The organism is Salinibacillus xinjiangensis, assembly GCF_009649735.1.
Taxonomy (GTDB): Bacteria; Bacillota; Bacilli; order Bacillales; family Alkalibacillaceae; genus Salinibacillus; species Salinibacillus xinjiangensis.
On the sequence record NZ_WJNH01000004.1, the window covers coordinates 205,376 to 224,928 of the forward strand.

General features: G+C 39.0%; 16 protein-coding genes. 8 read left to right on the forward strand and 8 right to left on the reverse strand.

All coding sequences use genetic code 11. The annotated features are described in order from the left end of the window. Positions 1-5: 5 nt before the first annotated feature. Entirely contained in the window at positions 6-395 is a 390-nt protein-coding gene (locus tag GH754_RS08390) for an ectoine synthase (RefSeq protein WP_153728266.1), read from the forward strand. Positions 396-483: 88 nt separating this feature from the next. Here GH754_RS08390 and GH754_RS08395 read toward each other — a convergent pair whose 3' ends face one another. The 5 genes from GH754_RS08395 to GH754_RS08415 form a co-directional block, all read right to left on the reverse strand. After that, on the reverse strand, positions 484-1,812 hold the full coding sequence (locus GH754_RS08395) for a hypothetical protein (RefSeq protein ID WP_323741921.1): 1,329 nt from the start codon (positions 1,810-1,812) through the stop codon (positions 484-486). A 302-nt stretch (positions 1,813-2,114) separates the two neighbouring features. Further along, complete coding sequence (locus GH754_RS08400) at positions 2,115-2,882, reverse strand: ABC transporter ATP-binding protein (protein WP_407690661.1); 768 nt, start codon at positions 2,880-2,882, stop codon at positions 2,115-2,117. A gap of 153 nt (positions 2,883-3,035) precedes the next feature. Beyond that, on the reverse strand, positions 3,036-4,007 hold the full coding sequence (locus tag GH754_RS08405; RefSeq protein WP_153728269.1) for a bile acid:sodium symporter family protein: 972 nt from the start codon (positions 4,005-4,007) through the stop codon (positions 3,036-3,038). Between the two features lie 80 nt (positions 4,008-4,087). After that, positions 4,088-4,675 carry a DNA-3-methyladenine glycosylase gene (locus tag GH754_RS08410; protein ID WP_153728270.1) on the reverse strand — a complete coding sequence of 196 codons (588 nt, stop codon included), beginning with the start codon at positions 4,673-4,675 and terminating at the stop codon, positions 4,088-4,090. Positions 4,676-4,695: 20 nt separating this feature from the next. Next, positions 4,696-4,941, reverse strand: coding sequence for a hypothetical protein (locus GH754_RS08415; RefSeq protein WP_153728271.1), 246 nt, complete (start codon positions 4,939-4,941; stop codon positions 4,696-4,698). A 159-nt stretch (positions 4,942-5,100) separates the two neighbouring features. Here GH754_RS08415 and GH754_RS08420 point away from each other — a divergent pair, with 159 nt between their 5' ends. Beyond that, on the forward strand, positions 5,101-5,724 hold the full coding sequence (locus GH754_RS08420) for a LysE family transporter (RefSeq protein ID WP_153728272.1): 624 nt from the start codon (positions 5,101-5,103) through the stop codon (positions 5,722-5,724). Here the strand turns inward: GH754_RS08420 and GH754_RS08425 are convergent. Further along, entirely contained in the window at positions 5,721-7,028 is a 1,308-nt protein-coding gene (locus tag GH754_RS08425; protein ID WP_153728273.1) for an amino acid permease, read from the reverse strand. The genes GH754_RS08420 and GH754_RS08425 overlap by 4 nt on opposite strands. 275 nt (positions 7,029-7,303) lie before the next feature. Between GH754_RS08425 and zwf the strand changes: the two genes are divergently transcribed. Next, positions 7,304-8,779, forward strand: coding sequence for a glucose-6-phosphate dehydrogenase (gene zwf / locus GH754_RS08430; RefSeq protein WP_153728300.1), 1,476 nt, complete (start codon positions 7,304-7,306; stop codon positions 8,777-8,779). 15 nt (positions 8,780-8,794) lie between these two features. Next, positions 8,795-9,409, forward strand: coding sequence for a cyclase family protein (locus GH754_RS08435; protein WP_153728274.1), 615 nt, complete (start codon positions 8,795-8,797; stop codon positions 9,407-9,409). A 260-nt stretch (positions 9,410-9,669) separates the two neighbouring features. Here the strand turns inward: GH754_RS08435 and gndA are convergent, their stop codons facing one another. Beyond that, the gene (gene gndA / locus GH754_RS08440) at positions 9,670-11,079 is read right to left on the reverse strand and encodes an NADP-dependent phosphogluconate dehydrogenase (RefSeq protein WP_153728275.1); all 1,410 of its coding nucleotides are present in this window, start codon (positions 11,077-11,079) and stop codon (positions 9,670-9,672) included. 427 nt (positions 11,080-11,506) lie between these two features. On the opposite strand from gndA, the gene GH754_RS08445 reads away from it, so the two are divergent. From GH754_RS08445 to GH754_RS08460, 4 genes are all read left to right on the forward strand, one after another. Then, the gene (locus GH754_RS08445; RefSeq protein WP_153728276.1) at positions 11,507-12,508 is read left to right on the forward strand and encodes a TAXI family TRAP transporter solute-binding subunit; all 1,002 of its coding nucleotides are present in this window, start codon (positions 11,507-11,509) and stop codon (positions 12,506-12,508) included. Between the two features lie 102 nt (positions 12,509-12,610). Then, positions 12,611-14,644 (forward strand): TRAP transporter permease, encoded by a 2,034-nt coding sequence (locus GH754_RS08450; RefSeq protein ID WP_323741922.1) that lies wholly within the window; start codon positions 12,611-12,613, stop codon positions 14,642-14,644. Positions 14,645-14,728: 84 nt separating this feature from the next. Next, positions 14,729-15,961 carry a peptidase T gene (pepT, locus tag GH754_RS08455; RefSeq protein ID WP_153728277.1) on the forward strand — a complete coding sequence of 411 codons (1,233 nt, stop codon included), beginning with the start codon at positions 14,729-14,731 and terminating at the stop codon, positions 15,959-15,961. A 143-nt stretch (positions 15,962-16,104) separates the two neighbouring features. After that, positions 16,105-19,368 (forward strand): DEAD/DEAH box helicase, encoded by a 3,264-nt coding sequence (locus GH754_RS08460; protein WP_153728278.1) that lies wholly within the window; start codon positions 16,105-16,107, stop codon positions 19,366-19,368. A 79-nt stretch (positions 19,369-19,447) separates the two neighbouring features. Here GH754_RS08460 and GH754_RS08465 read toward each other — a convergent pair. Beyond that, on the reverse strand, positions 19,448-19,553 hold a 106-nt coding region (locus tag GH754_RS08465; RefSeq protein ID WP_153728279.1), incomplete at its 5' end, for an IS3 family transposase.

A 19,553-nucleotide genomic window follows, 5' to 3' on the forward strand; every position in this document is an offset into this window, starting at 1 on the left:
AATCGATGAAAACAGTAAAACTAGAAGACATTCAAGGAACTGAACATGATGTAGATGGTGGTACTTGGGTAAGCCGACGCCTTCTTACTAAAAAAGATAACATGGGGTACTCTGTAAATGACACGATCATTAAAGCAGGTACTGAGACTCATATTTGGTACCAAAATCACCTTGAAGCAGTATACTGCATTGAGGGTGAAGGTGAAGTAGAAACCCTAAAGGACGGCAAAATTTGGCCAATCAAGGCTGGTACTCTTTATGCTCTTGATGAACATGATGAACATCTTTTACGTGCTAGCGAAAAGGGAGATATGCGCATGGTATGTGTATTCAACCCGCCGCTAACTGGTAAAGAAGTTCATGATGAAAACGGCGTATACCCTGTGATGGACTAAACATGAACGAGAACTTCCCCACTTAAGGTTAACCAATATTTCATAGACAAAGCCCCTTTCCGGAGTGGAAAGGGGCCCTTTTTTACTTTTACCACGTTACCTTGAACAACTTTTTCCATGCAATAGTATTGGCTATCAGTAAGATGATTAAATATATATAGACTCCATAATCATAAAGTGTTGCTAAGAAGTGCACGATTGCAAATACACCGATTAATATCATATATGGAAGGGTCAGCCACCCCTCTTTTTGTTGGGCAGTATCAAACGGCTCTGAAAAAGGAAGTGATCCTTTCAGAATGGTAAAGCATATCGCAATATAAACACATGAACCTAACAGAATAGCGATAACGTCCGGAACAATACGAAATCCGAATAACCAAATAAAAATAGCACTAAGAACCACGTAAATCGGAATATGGAGCTTGATAATAAAAGCCTTTAAGGTCCCTTTATATAGTGGCTCTAAGTCATTTATTGGTATCGTTTTATAGATCCAAGAGCCCTTGTAAGTTCCTGAGTATTTTAGCATCATGACTGCAGTCGGAATCATAATGAAACAAAAATATAAAGATAAATACAATTTACCCGTGGCGATTTCCGCTAAACTCTCCACCTGTAATTGATTAAAAATAAAGATAAAGGGAAAAACGAGCGAAAAGCCTAAGGAAGGGTACACCTTTAACCGAAATTCTCGCTCATTTTTCATCATATAACTCGCAAAGCGGAAAAATGCCCTTTCTTCCTTTGATGCGCAAACTAGCTTTAGCAATCCCACCTTCCCTGTTTTTTGTTTAGGCTCCTTGCTCACAGCGTGATTGGCAAGCTTCTGTAAATTAATTTCAAAAGCTGACATGGACCTGATATAAACAAGTAAGGCTGCAATTGGGACAGCAACGGCGATGACCGTAAATATAACAAACACCTGATCATCATTTTGACCTAACACTAACTCAAATGGTGATGCAAACCACATAGGCGGAATGAACACGTGCCACCAAACTGGGTTAAAGGTAATGTCAACATTAACAACATTAAATGCACGTGCCAAGATTTGATAGCCCACTACCATCGTAATCGAAAGGCCAATCTGTACATAATTAATGATGTCCTTCAATTTTTCTCCATCAAAAAGGCGTAAAATCAGAATATATAGCAAGGCCGTTAGCACGACAACAAGGATATCAATTAAAACAATATTCAATAGGAAAAGAACTGAAAACATAAGTCCATGCCTAAATATGCCCACAATAAAAGGAATTGCTACGACTGCTGTTGTTAATAAAAATAAATATGAACAAATATGTAAGGCCTTTGCGGTACTGATAGTCATTTTATCCACAGGTTTTGTGGACAAAATATTTCGATCACGAATATCCAAAAGAACTGTTGAGAAGTCGGAAATCATTGCTGTCATAATTATAAACATCATGATGCCAAACATTATACTCATTTGAAAAAAATAATTTTCCCCCAAAAACATAAATGGTATGAGAAAAAGTCCAAAAAACACGTACATCCACAATGACCTTAGAAAGTAGTTTTGATCCTTTTTCTTTTTTTGGTTTGGCTGATTGAAAAGTGTAGGCACCCTTCGTTGGTCCATGGTGAGTTTGACTTGTAGAATCCTCCTCATCACGGGGTAGTCCACGCCAAATCTAGTAAAAATCCACTTAAATTTGTCGAAAAACCTTAGTGTCAGGTAGTCTTTCATGTCAATCACGACTCCTGAACGATGGAGACAAACTCTTCAGCCAATCCTTTATGCTCATCAAAGCCTGTTAATTGATTAAAGATTTCCTCCAACGTTCCTTCCTGGTTGTGTGCCTGTAAATCTTCAAAGCTACCATCTGCAACAATTTGGCCACCATTGAGTAGAATAATACGATTGCTTATCTTCTCCACAACATCCATGATGTGTGAGGAGTAAAAAATGGTTTTACCTTGTGCTGCAAGCTGGGCGAGCACCTCTTTGAATACCATCACACTATTAGCATCGAGTCCACCAATGGGTTCATCTAAAAATAGTAAGTCTGGGTTATGTAATAGACTTGAGATAATGAGAGTCTTTTGTTTCATTCCTTTGGAGAAGGAAGATATTCGACTATGATAAGCCTCCTCCAACCCGAAGATTTTCATGAGCCTGATAGCTTTTTGGTTTGCTACGTCAAAATCTAATCCATACAGTTCGCCGATAAACGTTAAATACTCGTGAGCTGTAAGATTGTCATAAAGCTCCGCAATTTCAGGTACATAACCTATTCTTTGCTTATATTCCACATTACCATCAGAAATATCCCGTCCAAAAATTTTCACTCTACCTGAATAGGATTGCTCAAGTCCAAGCATAATTTTCACCGTTGTGCTCTTGCCCGCACCATTTGGGCCGATATAGCCGATGATTTGCCCTTTATATACATTTAAATCAATACCATCTAATACACGCTTTGCGCCATAAGATTTCCCCAATCCTTCAAGCGAAAGAATCGGTTCATTAGCTGCCGTAGAAATAAGATCACCTTCCCAAAAAATGCTAATCCCATCATAACATATAACCCAAACCAAATTTCCAAATAAATCCTTTAACACTTTAAAGCGACTGGGGACTGTCCCCAACTGCTTTAAAGCGCTAAAGGGAGATTATTGTTCTATTTGTGATACATTGCGATTAAACGTTATGGAGTATAGTCGATCTAATAGCCCACCTGAAAGAGAGGCTAAGACCTGTTGAAATAGCATGCTCATAACAACTGGAACGATCACAGCTGCAGGGAAGTAGGTGATGGCAATTACTGCTCCCGTACTGATATTACGCATTCCACTATTAAAGATCAGCGTCACAGCCGTATCTTGATTAGCTTTAAGTGCCTTGGATGCAAACCACCCCAACACATAGCCTAGTGCAGCTAATAAAAACACAACTACTCCTACTAGAACTAACTGCCAATTAATATTAAGAAAATAGGAGGCGGCTTGAGAACTATTAATCATGACCACAGCACCTAGTCCAATCTTGGAAAAAGGGGCTAGATTGGGTGCCAATTGCTCGTTGACCTTCCCTTTGGTCATCTGATTCAGAGCCATACCCAGAACAGACGGAATCACAACCATCCATAACAAACCAATCATCATATCCACACCGTCCATATTCACAGATGAACCAACAAACACATTTAAAATAGCCGGAACTAGAAACGGAGCCAGAAACATATCTATTAAGACAATGGAGAGCGTTAAGACAATATTCCCCTTATATACCGAAACCCATATTAAACTCGTAATCCCAGTTGGAACTAGAAATGCTAAAATAAGACCGGTCACAAAGTAAGGTTCATCATAGAAAACTAGACTCCCGACCCCAAAACAAATTACCGGCATGACAATATGCAGAATCAATAAACATATAAACAAAGGCAACGGATGAAGCATAACCTTTTTCAAATCAGAAAAGTTTGACCCTAGACTTCCTGCAAAGGTCATAAAAGCAAAAATCCATGGCACGAGATATTCTAACGGGATTAGCCAATCTGAAAGCGCCACCCCAATAACGACCGATAGCGGTGTAATCAGAGGCATCCAGCGTTGTAAAAATTGATTAAAAGTTTTTAACATGAAAAGACTCCTTCATCCCTTTAGCAAACTATGTACCTATCATAATATAAAACTGGTGTCATATGTTAAAAAGACTACTGTTACCTCGAAACAAACCGATTCCCCGTCACCCAATAACGCCAAGGATAATCCTTTGCCTCACCACTATTTTCAATACCAATCCGAGGACCCTTTGAAATGGACGCTGGCTTCGGGCCCTCTGCTATGTAAATCGGTGGCTCATAAAGACTTCGACGGTAATCCTCCATCGTAATTCCTAGGGCCTTCGTTAATTTTCCGGGTCCATTGGTTAAATTCACTTCCTTTTTATCCACACCACGTCTTTCATACATGAGGTCAATTCCGTCTTTTGGTTCAACGGCACGAATTAATACCGCTTCAGGCCTATCCACCTCACCACTCACAACATTTACCAAACAATGGGTGTGCATAGAATACGTATAGACCAACCCCGGTTTCCCAAACATGACCTCTGTTCTTTTTGTTCTCCGATTTTGATAACTATGAGCAGCTCGATCCTCTGGTCCCTTGTACGCTTCTGTCTCAACAATCCATCCCGAGGTCAGTCCCGATGAGGTTTCCTTCACAAGTAGCTTCCCAAGAAGTTCTTCAGCCAAAGTCAGGGTAGGCATATTATAAAAGGACGAACCAAGTGGAGTATATCGCAAACACTCTCCTCCTCTCTCTTTTAAATGGAATTTTGAGCTTCAAGTAAATGCTTTAGTAATTCCCTAGCATGCTGTAACTGTCGTGTTTCTTCCTCATTTCCGCTGTGGTGATTGTGTTCCAGTTCATTCAATAGCTTTTGTGCCCTAAATAAATGCTGCTGTGCCTGCTGATAATGCTCAGGGTCTGTATTTCCTTGTGCATCTAAAACGGCTCTTTCTGCATCATGGACAGAGTTAATTGCTTCTTGAAATTGTTGATTCGTCATCTGTAAATCCCCTTCCAGTACTTATTTTACTTCTAATTTTTGTTATCACAATGTCCGTTATTCATCCTAAGAAACATATCTATATCTTTTTGTGGTACAACCCCTCTTCTATGAATACACATGAATTAGACAAGCTTTATTTCATAAGGGGTGGACAAATTGAATACGTTTTTCAGCTATATCTTATTAGGATTATCACTAGCTATTCCCATTGGACCTGTTAACGCAGCACAACTAGACCTCGGTATTAAGGGGGGGTTTTTTCATTCTTGGCTAGTTGGACTAGGAGCTGTTATAGCCGATGGAATTTATATGCTAGTCGTTTACTTAGGGGTAGTTCATGTTATCGACACCCCCTTTATTAAAACCTTTTTATGGCTATTTGGTAGCTTTGTCTTACTTTATACAGGGTTTGAAAGTATGCTATCAGCCAATAAAATGAGCATTGAAAACCAACGAAATGTCGGTCCCTTTTCTAAATCCTTTTTAAAAGGATTTATGATGTCCTTAATGAATCCTCTTACCATTCTGTTCTGGCTGGGGATTTACGGTTCAGTCTTAGCCGAAACTGCATCTTCATATGGAAACCAACAACTTATTTTATATAGTACGGCTATTTTTATTGGTCTTATGAGCTGGGATATCACCATGGCGACAATTTCAAGTAGCTTTCGAAAGCTTTTAAATACCCGTATATTACAGGGTCTATCTGCCATTTCAGGTTTATCACTCATTGGTTTTGGTGCTTACTTTGGGTACCAAGGCTTGAAATTATTGCTTTAACCTCGTCTTTGAAACTTCCATCGTTTAGACATGATGATGGTGACAATTCCAATAACAACAACAAACCCTAGGCTAATAAGAAAGCCTGGACGACTAGCTGCATGAAATAAAGTTCCACTAACTCCTAACAACACAAGAATAATCCCAATAGTAAATTTCAGACGATCGACGGTAGACTTTTTCAACAGCCTGCGAGCAGATAGGATAATAAAGAGCCAATTATAAATCAGCATTAAGCTTGCACCTGTTGTAACATATTCATAAATTTTATCCGGCAGTAATAAGGCCATAAAAATGGAAATTAACAAACCAATCACAAGTAAAGTGAGCGAAGGATAGGGAATGGCGAGTCGTCCATCCTTCGCAAAAAATGCTGGGGCATCCCCGTCCTCGGCTAAGGACCGCAATATACTAGCAACTCCAAATAAAGAAGCCACCATTGTGGAAAAGCCAGCAATAACTAGTGCACCATTAAGTACATGCGTAAAAAATGGTAAACCTAGCTTGTTTAAGACCTCTACGAACGGGCTTTCCTCGGTACTAAAGGAATTCATAAACAATAGAGCTAATCCTAACGAAATCACATAAATGGTCACTAGAGTAAAAATCATAACTTTTCCCGCTTTGGGAGCTTCCTTTGGGTCCTTCAATTCCATTGCCATTAATCCCATGATTTCAATTCCTCCAAAAGCGTAAAGAGCAAAAATAAAGCTCGACCAGACCCCTAACATTTGATTCGGAAAAAAATCATTTATGGTTTTAGGCAAATAAATTTCACTTGAATAGTCAATGAAACCTAAAATAAAAGCCCCAGCAATGAATATAAACATAACAATCGCCGCTGTTTTTATGATTGCAAAAACGTTTTCTAATTTGCTGAGCCTTTTAGAGCCTGCTAATAGTACAAGTAAACCAAGCACTGCATAGATGGCAGCGAAGATCCACATTGATATATTTGGAAACCAAAATTGTGTGAAAATCGATAAAGCTGTTAATTGGCTTCCCATAATTAATATTTCAGATGCCCAATAAACCCATCCAATCGTAAAGCCAGCCCAATGGCCAAATGCTTTTTTACCATAAGATCGAAAGGATCCTTTTTGCGGATCCTGAGCTGTCATTTTGGCTAAGGCATCGAACACAATATAAGTGGTGAGCCCCGCAAAAATGAAAGCTAATAATATGGCAGGTCCCCCAAGTCGTATGCCAATACTAGAGCCAAGAAAAAATCCCGTACCAATCGTACAGCCTACCCCAAATAGTGATAGCTGCCACCATTTCATATTTCCTTCCTGTTTACTCATCTACATCCTCCTCTAAAGTAAAGGATGCCCAAAATTAGAGACGATACGACTGACATTTTATGATTGTCTCTTTTCCAACTGGGAAATGTCTGTTTATTGATATCCTGAGAGCAAACCCTTATACTTTTTAGGGGATTTCTTTTTGAATAAACGGTCTAGTTTCCTAAAGATAGTAGAAAAAATGTGTTTCATCTAAGGTTTAGAGGAATACTACAGATACAACTAGATGAAGGTGAGGATTTACAGTGAAGAACGAAAATCATACATATTGTACAATGGTTATTTTTGGTGCTACAGGAGATTTAGCCAAACGCAAGTTATTTCCATCGATTTATAACCTTTATAAAAAAGGGTACCTTGATGAGAAGTTTGCAGTAATTGGAACAGCAAGGCGTGGTTGGAGTACAGAGGTTTTTCGTGAAAATGTGGAAAAGGCTCTTCACGATTCCAAAATAGAAGTGGAGGCTAATGTAGAGGACTTTTTGGCCCACTTTGATTATATTCCTATGGATGTAACCACAAAAGAGTCCTATCAGGAACTTAGTAAGCTAATTTCAAGCCTAGAAGGTGAATTTCATATACCCGGAAATCGGATGTTCTACTTAGCCATGGCACCTCAATTCTTTGGAACGATTGCTTCATTCCTAAAATCTGAAGGTCTAACGAACGGTGATGGCTGGAATCGATTGATTATCGAAAAGCCATTTGGACACGATTTACCTTCTGCTAAAAAATTAAATGCAGAAATTCGCCAAGCCTTTGAGGAGGATGAAATATACCGAATTGACCACTACCTTGGCAAAGAAATGGTCCAAAACATTGAAGTCATCCGTTTTGCTAACGCGATGTTTGAACCACTGTGGAATAACCGTTACATTTCAAACATCCAAATCACATCAAGTGAGTCATTAGGTGTGGAGGAAAGAGGCGGTTATTATGATAAGTCTGGCGCACTTCGAGATATGGTTCAAAATCATATCCTACAAATGGTAGCTTTACTTGCCATGGAACCGCCAATCAAGCTGTCCACTGATGAAATTAGAAGTGAAAAAATTAGAGCATTACGTGCTCTCCGCCCGATGGCAATTGATGAAGTAGACGAGTATTTTGTCCGTGGTCAATATGGTCCTGGACAAATAGAAAATCAGGAAGTGCCTGGCTATAGAAGTGAAGAAAACATTAACCCTGAATCCAACACTGAGACATTTGTGGCTGGAAAGGTGTTAATTGATAATTTCCGTTGGGCAGGTGTACCATTTTACATTCGCACAGGGAAACGAATGGCTGAAAAGTCTACGAAGATTGTCATTCAGTTTAAAGATATCCCTATGAACCTTTATTATAAGTCAGAGGACGAAATGCATCCTAACTTACTGATTATTCATATCCAACCAGACCAAGGGATTTCCATTGTGATGAACGGTAAAAAGCTAGACAACTCCAAGGAAACTACACCAGTCAAATTGGATTACTGCAATAACTGTGTCGATCAACAAAACACACCTGAAGCCTATGAAAAATTGTTACATGATGCCATTAATGGCGACGCTACGAACTTCACTCACTGGGATGAAGTCGCATTATCCTGGCAGTTTGTCGATACGATTTATCAAGCATGGGCGGAGAAAAAAGCAACGGACTTTCCAAACTATGATTCAGGAACGATGGGTCCTAAAGCCGCTGATGACCTATTAAATCAGGATGGCTTTAAGTGGTGGCCGATTGCCGACGATGGCGATTATTCCATTTAAAAAAGGAGAATTTGTATGACGAAAATGTACGATATTACACTTCCCGTTTATAAAGGGATGCCTGTTTATAAGAATAAACCAGAAAAGCAACCCGAGTTTGCAACCAAAACAAACGGACATGTAACCGAATCAACCATTAAAATGGATGCTCATACCGGAACACACATTGATGCCCCTCTTCACATGATTAATGATGGTGATACCTTTGAAACTATTCCACTGGATAAATTAATCGGGGATGTGAAGGTGTTTGATTTAACACATGTAGAAGAAAAAATTGAAGAGGAACATATTCAAGACCTTGGTATTGAAAAGGGTGACTTTGTTCTGTTTAAGACCCAAAACACCTTTGATGAAGAATTTAATTTTGAATTCATTTTCTTAGCGGAAAGTGGGGCCAAGTATCTTTCCGAAAAAGGCATTACTGGAGTTGGAATTGATTCACTCGGAATTGAACGAGCTCAAGAGGGTCACCCAACACATAAAACCTTATTTGCTCATGACATTATTGTGATCGAAGGACTAAGTTTTAAAGAAGTAGAACCAGGCACCTATCACATGGTGGCTGCTCCCTTGAAGGTTTCTGGAATTGACGCTTCACCAGCACGAGTGTTGTTGTTTGAGAAGTAGGATTGTTGCTTGATGGCTCCGGTTGGCGGAATGCTGATGATTGGCTGATTTATGCTGATGATTCTTATCAAAATGCTGAAGAAGATCATTTTAGCTAAAGTCAGGGGTTTTTCTGCTAAAGTTGCCTTAGACTTTGCTAAAGAATCGCACCTCTATGCTAAAGTATTAACAAAATTTGCTGAAGCCCCGGCCCCGCCTTCAACCACTACCAAATAAAAAGACGTGATTGCCACAACCAAAGGCAATCACGTCTTTTTTAATTAATACCACTCTGTATGGAAAGTTCCCTCTTTATCAATTCGCTTATACGTATGTGCTCCAAAGTAATCTCGTTGTGCTTGTAGTAAATTGGCTGGTAGTGTAGCCGTTCGATAGCTATCATAATACGAAATAGCACCAGATAATGCTGGTACAGGAATTCCCTGTTCAACCGCAAGCGCAATGACTTTACGCAACGAGCCTTGGTAGGACTCGACAATCTCCTTAAAATAAGAGTCTAGAAGCAGATTGTCCAAGTTTTCATTGCGGTCATAGGCCTCCTTAATATTTTGAAGGAAACCAGCTCTAATAATACAGCCTCCACGCCATAGCATGGCAATTTCACCAAAATCAAGGTTCCAATCGTATTCCTTTGATGCCGCCTTTAATTGGGTAAATCCTTGGGCATAGGAGCAAATTTTACTCATATAAAGGGCTTTACGTACCGCTTCGATTAATTCCTCTTTTTCCATGCTTAGGGATGGCTTGTCTTGCGGTCCTTGTAAAACTTCACTAGCAGCGACACGCTCATCCTTTAACGCAGAAATAAACCTTGCAAAAACGGATTCAGTGATAATAGGCAGTGGAACCCCTAAGTCAAGTGCGCTTTGACTTGTCCATTTCCCTGTACCCTTTTGACCAGCAGTATCAAGAATGACATCAATAATCGGTTTTCCAGTTTCATCGTCTTTTTTCGTGAAAATATCCGCAGTAATTTCGATTAAGTAGCTATCTAATTCGCCTTCATTCCACTTAGAAAAGATTTCATGAAATTCTTCAGCTGTTAATCCTAGCGTATGCTTAAGGAAAAAGTATGCCTCACAAATCAACTGCATATCGCCATATTCAATTCCATTGTGCACCATTTTCACATAATGACCAGCACCATCTGGGCCAATATAGGAACAGCAAGGCTCTCCATTTACTTTAGCCGAAATATCTGTCAGCAATTTTTCTGCTTTTTCATAAGCATCCTTCTGACCACCAGGCATAATCGATGGGCCTTTAAGGGCTCCCTCTTCTCCTCCGGAAACACCAGCACCAATGAAGTTGATCCCTTTTTCAGCTAATCGTTTATTTCGACGCATCGTATCCTCAAAATATGTATTTCCACCATCAATTAATATATCTCCTTGGTCCAAATAAGGGAGTAACGAATCAATGGCTTTATCCGTAATGTCACCAGCTGGAACCATCATTAGAATTTTTCTTGGGGTTTCGAGCATCTCAATAAAGTCTTTTACATCACTTGTTCCGACTAAATTCTTTTCACGATTCTCCTCTAGGATCTTGGAAATCGTATCCTCTGATATATCATATATGGCAGGGGAATATCCCTTACTTTCAAAGTTTAGGGCTAGACTTTTTCCCATTACGCCTGCTCCCACAACACCAATTTGTTGCTTTGACATTCTACATTATCCTTTCTGTATCAACATTGACGTTTTTTAGTAAACGTTAAAGAAAACTCATTTTCGTCTCTATTTTATATTATGTTGAGACGGATGTGAAATTATGAAATATGAAAAACAGAATTTGTTTGTCTAGCTTTGTTCATAACTGTAACATTTAAGGAATAAAATGTTATTAATAAACGTTTGTCTACATAAAATCTTCTGTCTGTTTAAGGTGTTTTAAACTATCGATAACGAATCAAATTTACAAAAAATTTAAACAAAAATTTACAAATTCTTAAATTATGATAGAATAGATTATGATGTCATGTGCAACCGCTTTACATGTGCTATTTTTGTTGTCATTCTCGGTAACTTAAACTCTATTATTATCAAATATTTAAGTTACATGAGAATCATATAAATATTAAAGGGGGAAAATTGCATGAAGAAAACAATCACAGTTGCTTTATTTTCCATTATTGCACTTGTATTAACAGCATGCGGAGGTGGAGGCACCAAAAATGTCGCCATCGGTCCTGCTGGTAGTGGTACACAAGCTGCTACAAAAGTCATTCTTGAAGGTGCAGGTCTAGAAGAAGGAGAACATTATGAAGCATATGAAGAAGGCTTCGGTAATGCGAAAGATGGTCTACAGGATGGAAACATTGATTTGTCCTTTGGTTTATTAGGATTACCAGCCGGAAGTGTGAATGACCTGCAAGCTACAGCTGGCGATGCAAAGCTAGTTAGCCTTTCTGACGAAACAATTAGCTACGTAGAAGAAAACCTCGGCTACATGGAATATACAATTCCTGCTGGAACATATGACTTCCAAGAGGAAGATGTTAAAACCGTAACAGCCTATGCTGTACTCGTTGGTAACACAGATACAATTGACAACGAGCTTGCATATGAGCTTGCAAGAATTTCGGTTGAACACGCTGATGAAAACACCCACGCTCAGTCTGCTCATGCCACAATTGAAAATGCTTTAAACGGATCACAAGGCTTACCTATCCACCCTGGTGCGAAAAAATATTATGAGGAACAAGGATTAACAGTTGAATCAGAGGAAGCGGAAGTTAGCGCAACTGCTGACAGCCGTAAAGAAGAACTTGTTCTTGGTACAGGTAGTGCAGGTGGAACCTACTACCCACTAGGTGGTGAAATGGCTACGCTATGGAGTAACTATATTGATGGTGTTAACGTAACAGCTACCGAAACTGGTGCATCAGTTGAAAACCTTGCTACTATTGGTGAGGGCTCTATGGACCTTGGTATGACTGTTCACGTACCTGCTCAAGACGCTTATAACGGAGAAGGCGAATTTGAGGGTGCACCAGTTGAAAACTTCGCGTTTATTGGTCATATCTATCCTGAAGTAATGCAAATTATTACACGCGAAGAAACAGGTATCACTAACCTTGAAGATTTGAAGGAATAAATAGCTAGTTAAGCAAATCTAGCAATCTTTCATTTTTGTGGGGACCGACACAGTGTGTCCGGTCCCTTTTAATCTCAATTCTTATAAAAGGTGGTGAAAGGTGTGACTAAAAAGAACAACAATCATAAAAACGAAGAAAAAGTCACCCAAGAAAAGAAGAACCTCACATCAGAAATCACTGAAGAAAACGGTGAACAATTGTCTGAACAAGAGCTGCTAGAGAAATATGACCGTGAAAGTACCTATCGAAAAAATATAGGGAAATGGACATGGGTTGTTTCTTTTATTGCTATTTACCTGACCCTGTTTCATCTATATACAGGGTATTTTGGTACGATGCAATCACAAATCCAAGGTGCCGTCCATGTTGGTACTGCTCTAGGGCTTATTTTTTTACTTTATCCCGCGAAAAAAGGTTTGCATAAAAATAAAGTGCCTTGGTATGATGTGGTGCTTGCTTTTACCGCAATTTTCGTTGGCTACTTTAAAATTATTCAGTTTGACCATATTTTAGATGCACGTGTCCACGGTTATGAAACCCTTGATATTATTGTATCTGTTTTAGGTGTGCTTCTCTTACTTGAAGCAACAAGAAGATGTGTTGGTTTACCAATCGTTATTGTAGCTTCTGTGGTAATCCTTTATGCCCTATTCGGAAACCACATTCCAGCACAAATGTTGTCCCATGCAGGATTCTCATTTGAAAAGGTAATGACGGATCTTTGGTTTAGAGAGAATGCTATATTTGGTATACCTGTACAAGTGTCCTCAAAATTTATCTTCCTCTTCTTACTATTTGGGGTGCTACTCATCCATTCTGGTGTAGGGAAATTTTTTAATGATATTGCATATGCCCTAACAGGACGATTTACAGGTGGTACGGCAAAAGCAGCCGTAACAGCAAGTGCCCTGCAAGGTATGGTTTCAGGAAGTTCTATTGCAAACACTGTTGCTTCTGGTTCTTTTACCATTCCTATGATGAAGAAGGCCAAATTCAAGCCAGAATTTGCTGCAGCTACTGAAGCATCTGCATCAACTGGTGGACAATTAATGCCTCCAATTATGGGTGCTGCTGCCTTTATTATGATTGAATATACAGGTACTTCTTACGGTACGATTATGTTAGCGGCCCTAATCCCTTCCTTGCTTTATTTCTCAGGGATTTTTATGGGTACACATTACGAAGCGAAAAAACAAGGAATTTTCGGCTTATCTAAGGATTTCTTGCCAAATGCAAAGGAATTATTTAAGAGAAAAGGCTACATGCTGTTACCGTTAATTGCAATAGTCGGGACGCTGTTTGCAGGATTTACACCTCAAAGAGCAGCATTAAGCGGTATTTTGGTTGCCTTTTTAGCTAGTTTTGTTCGAAAAGAAGACCGTATGAACTTTAAACAGGTTCTTCATGTTTTAGAACAAGGGGCAAGAGTAGCTCTTCCCGTAATTGCTGCAGTTGGTACAGCCGGGATTATTGCTGGTGTAGTCGGGATGACAGGTTTAGGTGGAAAAATAGCTTCTGGAATTATTACGTTATCCAATGGAATATTACCATTAGCTCTTTTCTTCACGATGATTGCTTGTATCATTCTCGGTATGGGACTTCCTACAACAGCAAACTACGTTGTTACAGCTACTGTTGCTGCACCTGCATTAATTAATGGTTTTGGTGTGGATATCCTAGCAGCACATTTATTTGTTTTCTATTTTGGAATTGTTGCCGATATTACTCCACCAGTTTGTTTGGCAGCCTATGCTGGAGCAGGTATTGCACGAGCCAATCCATTTAAAGCCGGAGTCACTGCCGTCAAGCTGGCAATCGCAGCCTTTATCATCCCATATATATTTGTATTTAACCCGATATTAGTTCAATCGGGAGATTATAACGTCATAGTACTCATTATTGCTGTTGCAACAGCACTGCTCGGTATGATGGGAGTAAGTAGTTCGATTATGGGCTACTTTAAGCGGAAGGCATATGGTTGGGAACGTTTGGTACTACTTGTTGGTGGTTTAATGCTAATTGTTCCTGAGAATATTACAAATATTATTGGCCTTGTTTTAATTGCTGGTATTTGGATGCTTCAATCACAACGACCAGATGACAGCCAAAAAATCGAACCATCATTACAAGCGTAAAAGCTAACACGGGAGGGACTATACCTCCCGTGTTTTTTTGTTATACGTATGCTACTATAGAGATAAAAGAGGTGAATAAGTAATATGAAAAACGATATGATTAAAAGATTTACATCTTACGTAAAGGTAGACACACAGTCAAACGAAAATAACGAATCTTGTCCTTCTACTCAAGGACAACTCACTTTAGCTAATCAGCTAGTTGATGAGCTTAAAGAGATAGGGATGGAAGATGTTGGTATAGATGAACACGGATACGTAATGGCCACTCTCCCAGCCAATACCAACAAAGAAGTAGAAACAATTGGCTTTTTAGCACATGTGGATACAGCTACTGACTTTACGGGCAAAAATGTGAATCCACAAATCGTCGAGCAATATGATGGTAATGATATTGTGTTAAATGAATCCTTACATATTGTACTTTCACCAAACGATTACCCAAACCTTTCAAATTACAAAGGACATACACTTGTTACAACTGACGGTACCACTTTACTTGGAGCTGATAATAAGGCAGGGATTGCAGAAATAATGACTGCCATGGATTACTTAATTCAGCATCCAGAAATTAAGCACGGCAAGGTCAGAGTTGCCTTTACTCCTGATGAGGAAATTGGTAGAGGACCTCACAAATTTGATGTAGAACGCTTTAATGCCTCCTATGCATATACAGTTGACGGTGGGCCAATTGGTGAACTTCAATATGAAAGTTTTAACGCTGCTGGCGCTAAAATCACAATTAAAGGAAACAATGTACACCCAGGTACGGCTAAAGGAAAAATGGTCAATTCCGTTAAAATCGGAATGGAGCTAAATGGTATGCTTCCAGCAGAAGAAGCACCAGAACATACAGAAAAATATGAAGGCTTTTATCATCTTCTATCCTTTGAAGGAGATGTAGAGCAAACAAATCTTACCTATATCATTCGCGACCATGATAAGGAAAAATTCCAAGCCCGAAAAGAGAATATGGAAAAGGTAGTAGCCGATCTACAAGCAAAGTATGGTGAGAGTAACATTATTTTAGAAATGAAGGACCAATATTACAACATGCGAGATAAAATTGAGCCGGTTAAGCACATTGTAGATATTGCTTATGAAGCTATGGACACTCTAGATATTAAACCGATTGTTGAACCGATACGCGGAGGAACAGACGGCTCTCAGCTATCCTATATGGGGCTACCTACACCGAATATTTTTACAGGTGGGGAAAACTTTCATGGTAAATTCGAGTTTGTTTCCGTCGACCACATGTTGAAATCGACTGAAACGATCGTTCAAATCATAAAATTGTTTGAACAAAAAGCATAGCCACTATATAATAGTTAGTCAGAGCTAATCCGATTCCAAAGAATTGGATTAGCCTTTCTTTTCGAGTAAAAATACCAGTATATACGTATATTACAACTAAAAAAGTAGAATGATAGAATAAAAACGGTTAGGATGTTCGTGTTATGCTTAGAAATCAATCGTCAAAAGGTATGTTTACAAATAAGGTTTATCGACGTGGCTTAGAATATTATAATCAAGGTCGTGTACACTATTTGAACTCTTCAAATCATGAAGATGTTTGGAAGGGACTTGTTGTTGGACAAGACGAGTATGTCGTAACAATTGAATTTAACGATGATGGAATTTCATACGTATGCGAATGTGCTGCTCACGATAAATATCGAGCTTGTAAGCATTCGATTGCTGCAATGTTGGAAATTTCCGATGAAATCCATGATGTGCAAAATAAAACGACTCTAAACAACTTTCTTAGTCAATTTGAAGGTGGACCTATGCTCAGACAAAACAAGCCAAGAAAAGCACCTGATTTAACCAATGAAATGATAAATCTATTTTCAAATTACTTGGAGACTTCTGAATCTCCTCAATCAACATCCATAACGAGTAAGCCATTAACCTGTGAATACATATTGAAGACGCGCAAAAGACCCTGGGATAGTCCACTTTTGACGATTGAACTGAAAATTGGTGAAGAGAGAGTTTACGTAGTTAAAAAAATAAGAGAGCTTCTAGAGCATATTGAGCAGCAAAAGGAATTATTTTTCACGAAAAAGTTTTCCTATGACCCCCGTATCCATCATTTTACAAAGGAGGATTGGGAGGTCATTCGCTTACTGATCGATATTCATAAAAGTGAAGCCTTTTATCAAACCAGTTGGCTAGCAGCCTCAGCAGATGAAAAACGAGCAATGTCCATTCCACCACTATTTATTGATCGGTTTTTACAGCTACTACAACAACGGAACTGTCACTTTACTAATATAAATGGCCAAACCTATGAAAATATTGAGTGGAGTGAGGGTCCTCTGCCTTTCAATTTTGAGCTGACCCGTGATCAACAACAAGAGAATTACAATCTCGATTTACACTTTCTCAACGATGCAACAATTTTTGAGGATTACAAATATATTTTAACGGAAAATACGTTTTATAAGCTAAACACAACTCAATTGGGCATTTTAACGGAAATGGGCAATATCATTGAACGAGTCCATAACCGCACATTACCCATTGACTTAAAGCAAATCGAGCCGTTTTTATCAAATGTCATGCCCTCTCTTAATAAAATTGGAGAGTTAAACATTACAGAGGACGTATCCAATGAAATTATTCATCCACCCTTACAGGCAAAGCTTTATTTAGACCTTAATGAGGAACGCCTGGATGCTAATCTTGAATATCACTATGATGATTACGTTTTTTATCCTTTTGATCGAAACCAGGAGGAGACAAGACCTGAAAGCAATCAAATTCTAATACGAGATATGGAAAAAGAGCAAGAAATTATGAATGTGATTGAGAATGCATCCTTTAAATACAATGGGTATGAATTATATATTGATGAAGAGGATGAGATATTTTCCTTCATCTATGACCTGCTACCTCGAATTGAGGATAAGCTAGATATTTTTATGACCAATCAAGTGAAGCAATTATTGGTTGAAGAACGACAATTGCCGAAAGTAAACGTAGATTTAGATGCGAGTGAGAATTTCTTAGAGATTAATTTTGATTTTGAGGATATCAATCAAGATGAAATTCAGCATATTTTCCAATCCATTACGGAAAAGAAACGTTATTATCGCTTACCAAATGGGACGTTTATCCCCCTTGAGGAGGAATCGTTTTCACCCATTACAAAGCTGTTTGATGAATTGAATCTTCAGCCAGATTCCATTGAGCAGGGGAAGGTGACATTACCTGCTTATCGAGGTCTGCAGGTGGAAGAATTCATCAATAAAGAAACCGGGGCCAAATATAACAAAGCCTTCCGACAGTTAATTCAGGATATTAAAAATCCTGATGACAATGACTATTCCATTCCTGACTCCCTCCAAGCTGATTTAAGAGACTATCAAAATGTAGGGTTTCAGTGGCTAAAGGGGCTTAGTTATTATCGTTTCGGCGGTATTTTAGCTGATGATATGGGACTTGGTAAAACGCTACAAGCGATTGCCTTTCTGCTTTCAGAATGGGAAGAGCATAACCATACCAACAAACCATCTTTAGTTATTTCACCCGCTTCTCTCGTCTACAATTGGAAGAGTGAATTTACGAAGTTCGCCCCCCAGTTAAACGTTGTAGTAGTGAGTGGAAATAAAGACGAGCGGCAGGCTCAGATTGAAGGCTTCCAAGAAGTAGATGTAATGGTAACGTCTTATCCTTTAATACGTCAGGATGTAGAATCCTATCAAGAATTAGAGTTTTCAACCATCATTTTGGATGAAGCACAAGCCATTAAAAATCATTTAACCAAAACAGCCAGGGCCGTAAAGTCTGTAAAGGCCCAACAGCGTTTTGCGTTAAGTGGGACGCCGATTGAAAATTCGTTAGATGAACTTTGGTCGATCTTTGATGCCATTTTACCTGGCTTTTTTCCTAATAAAAAGACGTTCAATACCTTACCACAAGAGCAAATTTCTAGGATGAGTCGACCTTTTATTTTACGCCGACTCAAGCAGGATGTTCTGAGGGAATTGCCAGACAAAATTGAAACGGTACATACTTCTGAACTCACCAAAGAACAAAAGCAGCTATACCTTGGTTACCTCGAGCAAATCCAAGGGGAAGCTGCGCACGCCATTTCAACAGAGGGCTTTCAGCGAAGTCGAATGAAAATACTAGCAGGCTTAACAAGGCTACGCCAGCTATGCTGTCACCCATCCTTATTTATTGAGGACTATCAGGGAGAGTCTGGTAAACTAAATCAATTGTTAGAGCTTGTTCAGAATACATCTGAAAACGGGCAAAGAATGCTCATTTTCTCCCAATTTTCTAGCATGCTGAAAATTATCAGGGAAAAGCTTCAGGAGCTTGGTAAGGATGTTTTTTATCTAGATGGTCAAACACCTTCACGTGAGCGGGTAGATATGGCTGAGCGATTTAACCAAGGGGAAAAAGAAATTTTTTTAATTTCCTTAAAGGCTGGTGGTACAGGGCTTAACCTTACCGGTGCAGATACGGTTATTCTCTATGATCTCTGGTGGAACCCAGCTATTGAGGAACAAGCAACAGGACGCGCTCATCGCATCGGCCAGAAAAAGGTCGTCCAAGTATTCCGTTTGATTACAGAAGGGACGATTGAGGAGAAAATCTATTCCTTGCAGCAGAAAAAGCGAGAGTTAATCGAAAATATTATCCAGCCAGGAGAAACGATGTTTAAGAGCCTTAGCGAGGATGAAATTCGAGAATTGCTTAGTGTATAGAATAGATTTTAAAACTGTTTTACACTGAACTGTACAAGACGCTTGGGATGGTGGTTACCCCCAAAAGTTAGAGTTTTTATTATGCAGCTGATTGGCTGGATTGAGTTCGGTATTCAACTGGACTCAATCCAGCCAATTTTTCTTTTGATCGTTCATGGTTGTACCAGTAAATATATTCTTCTATC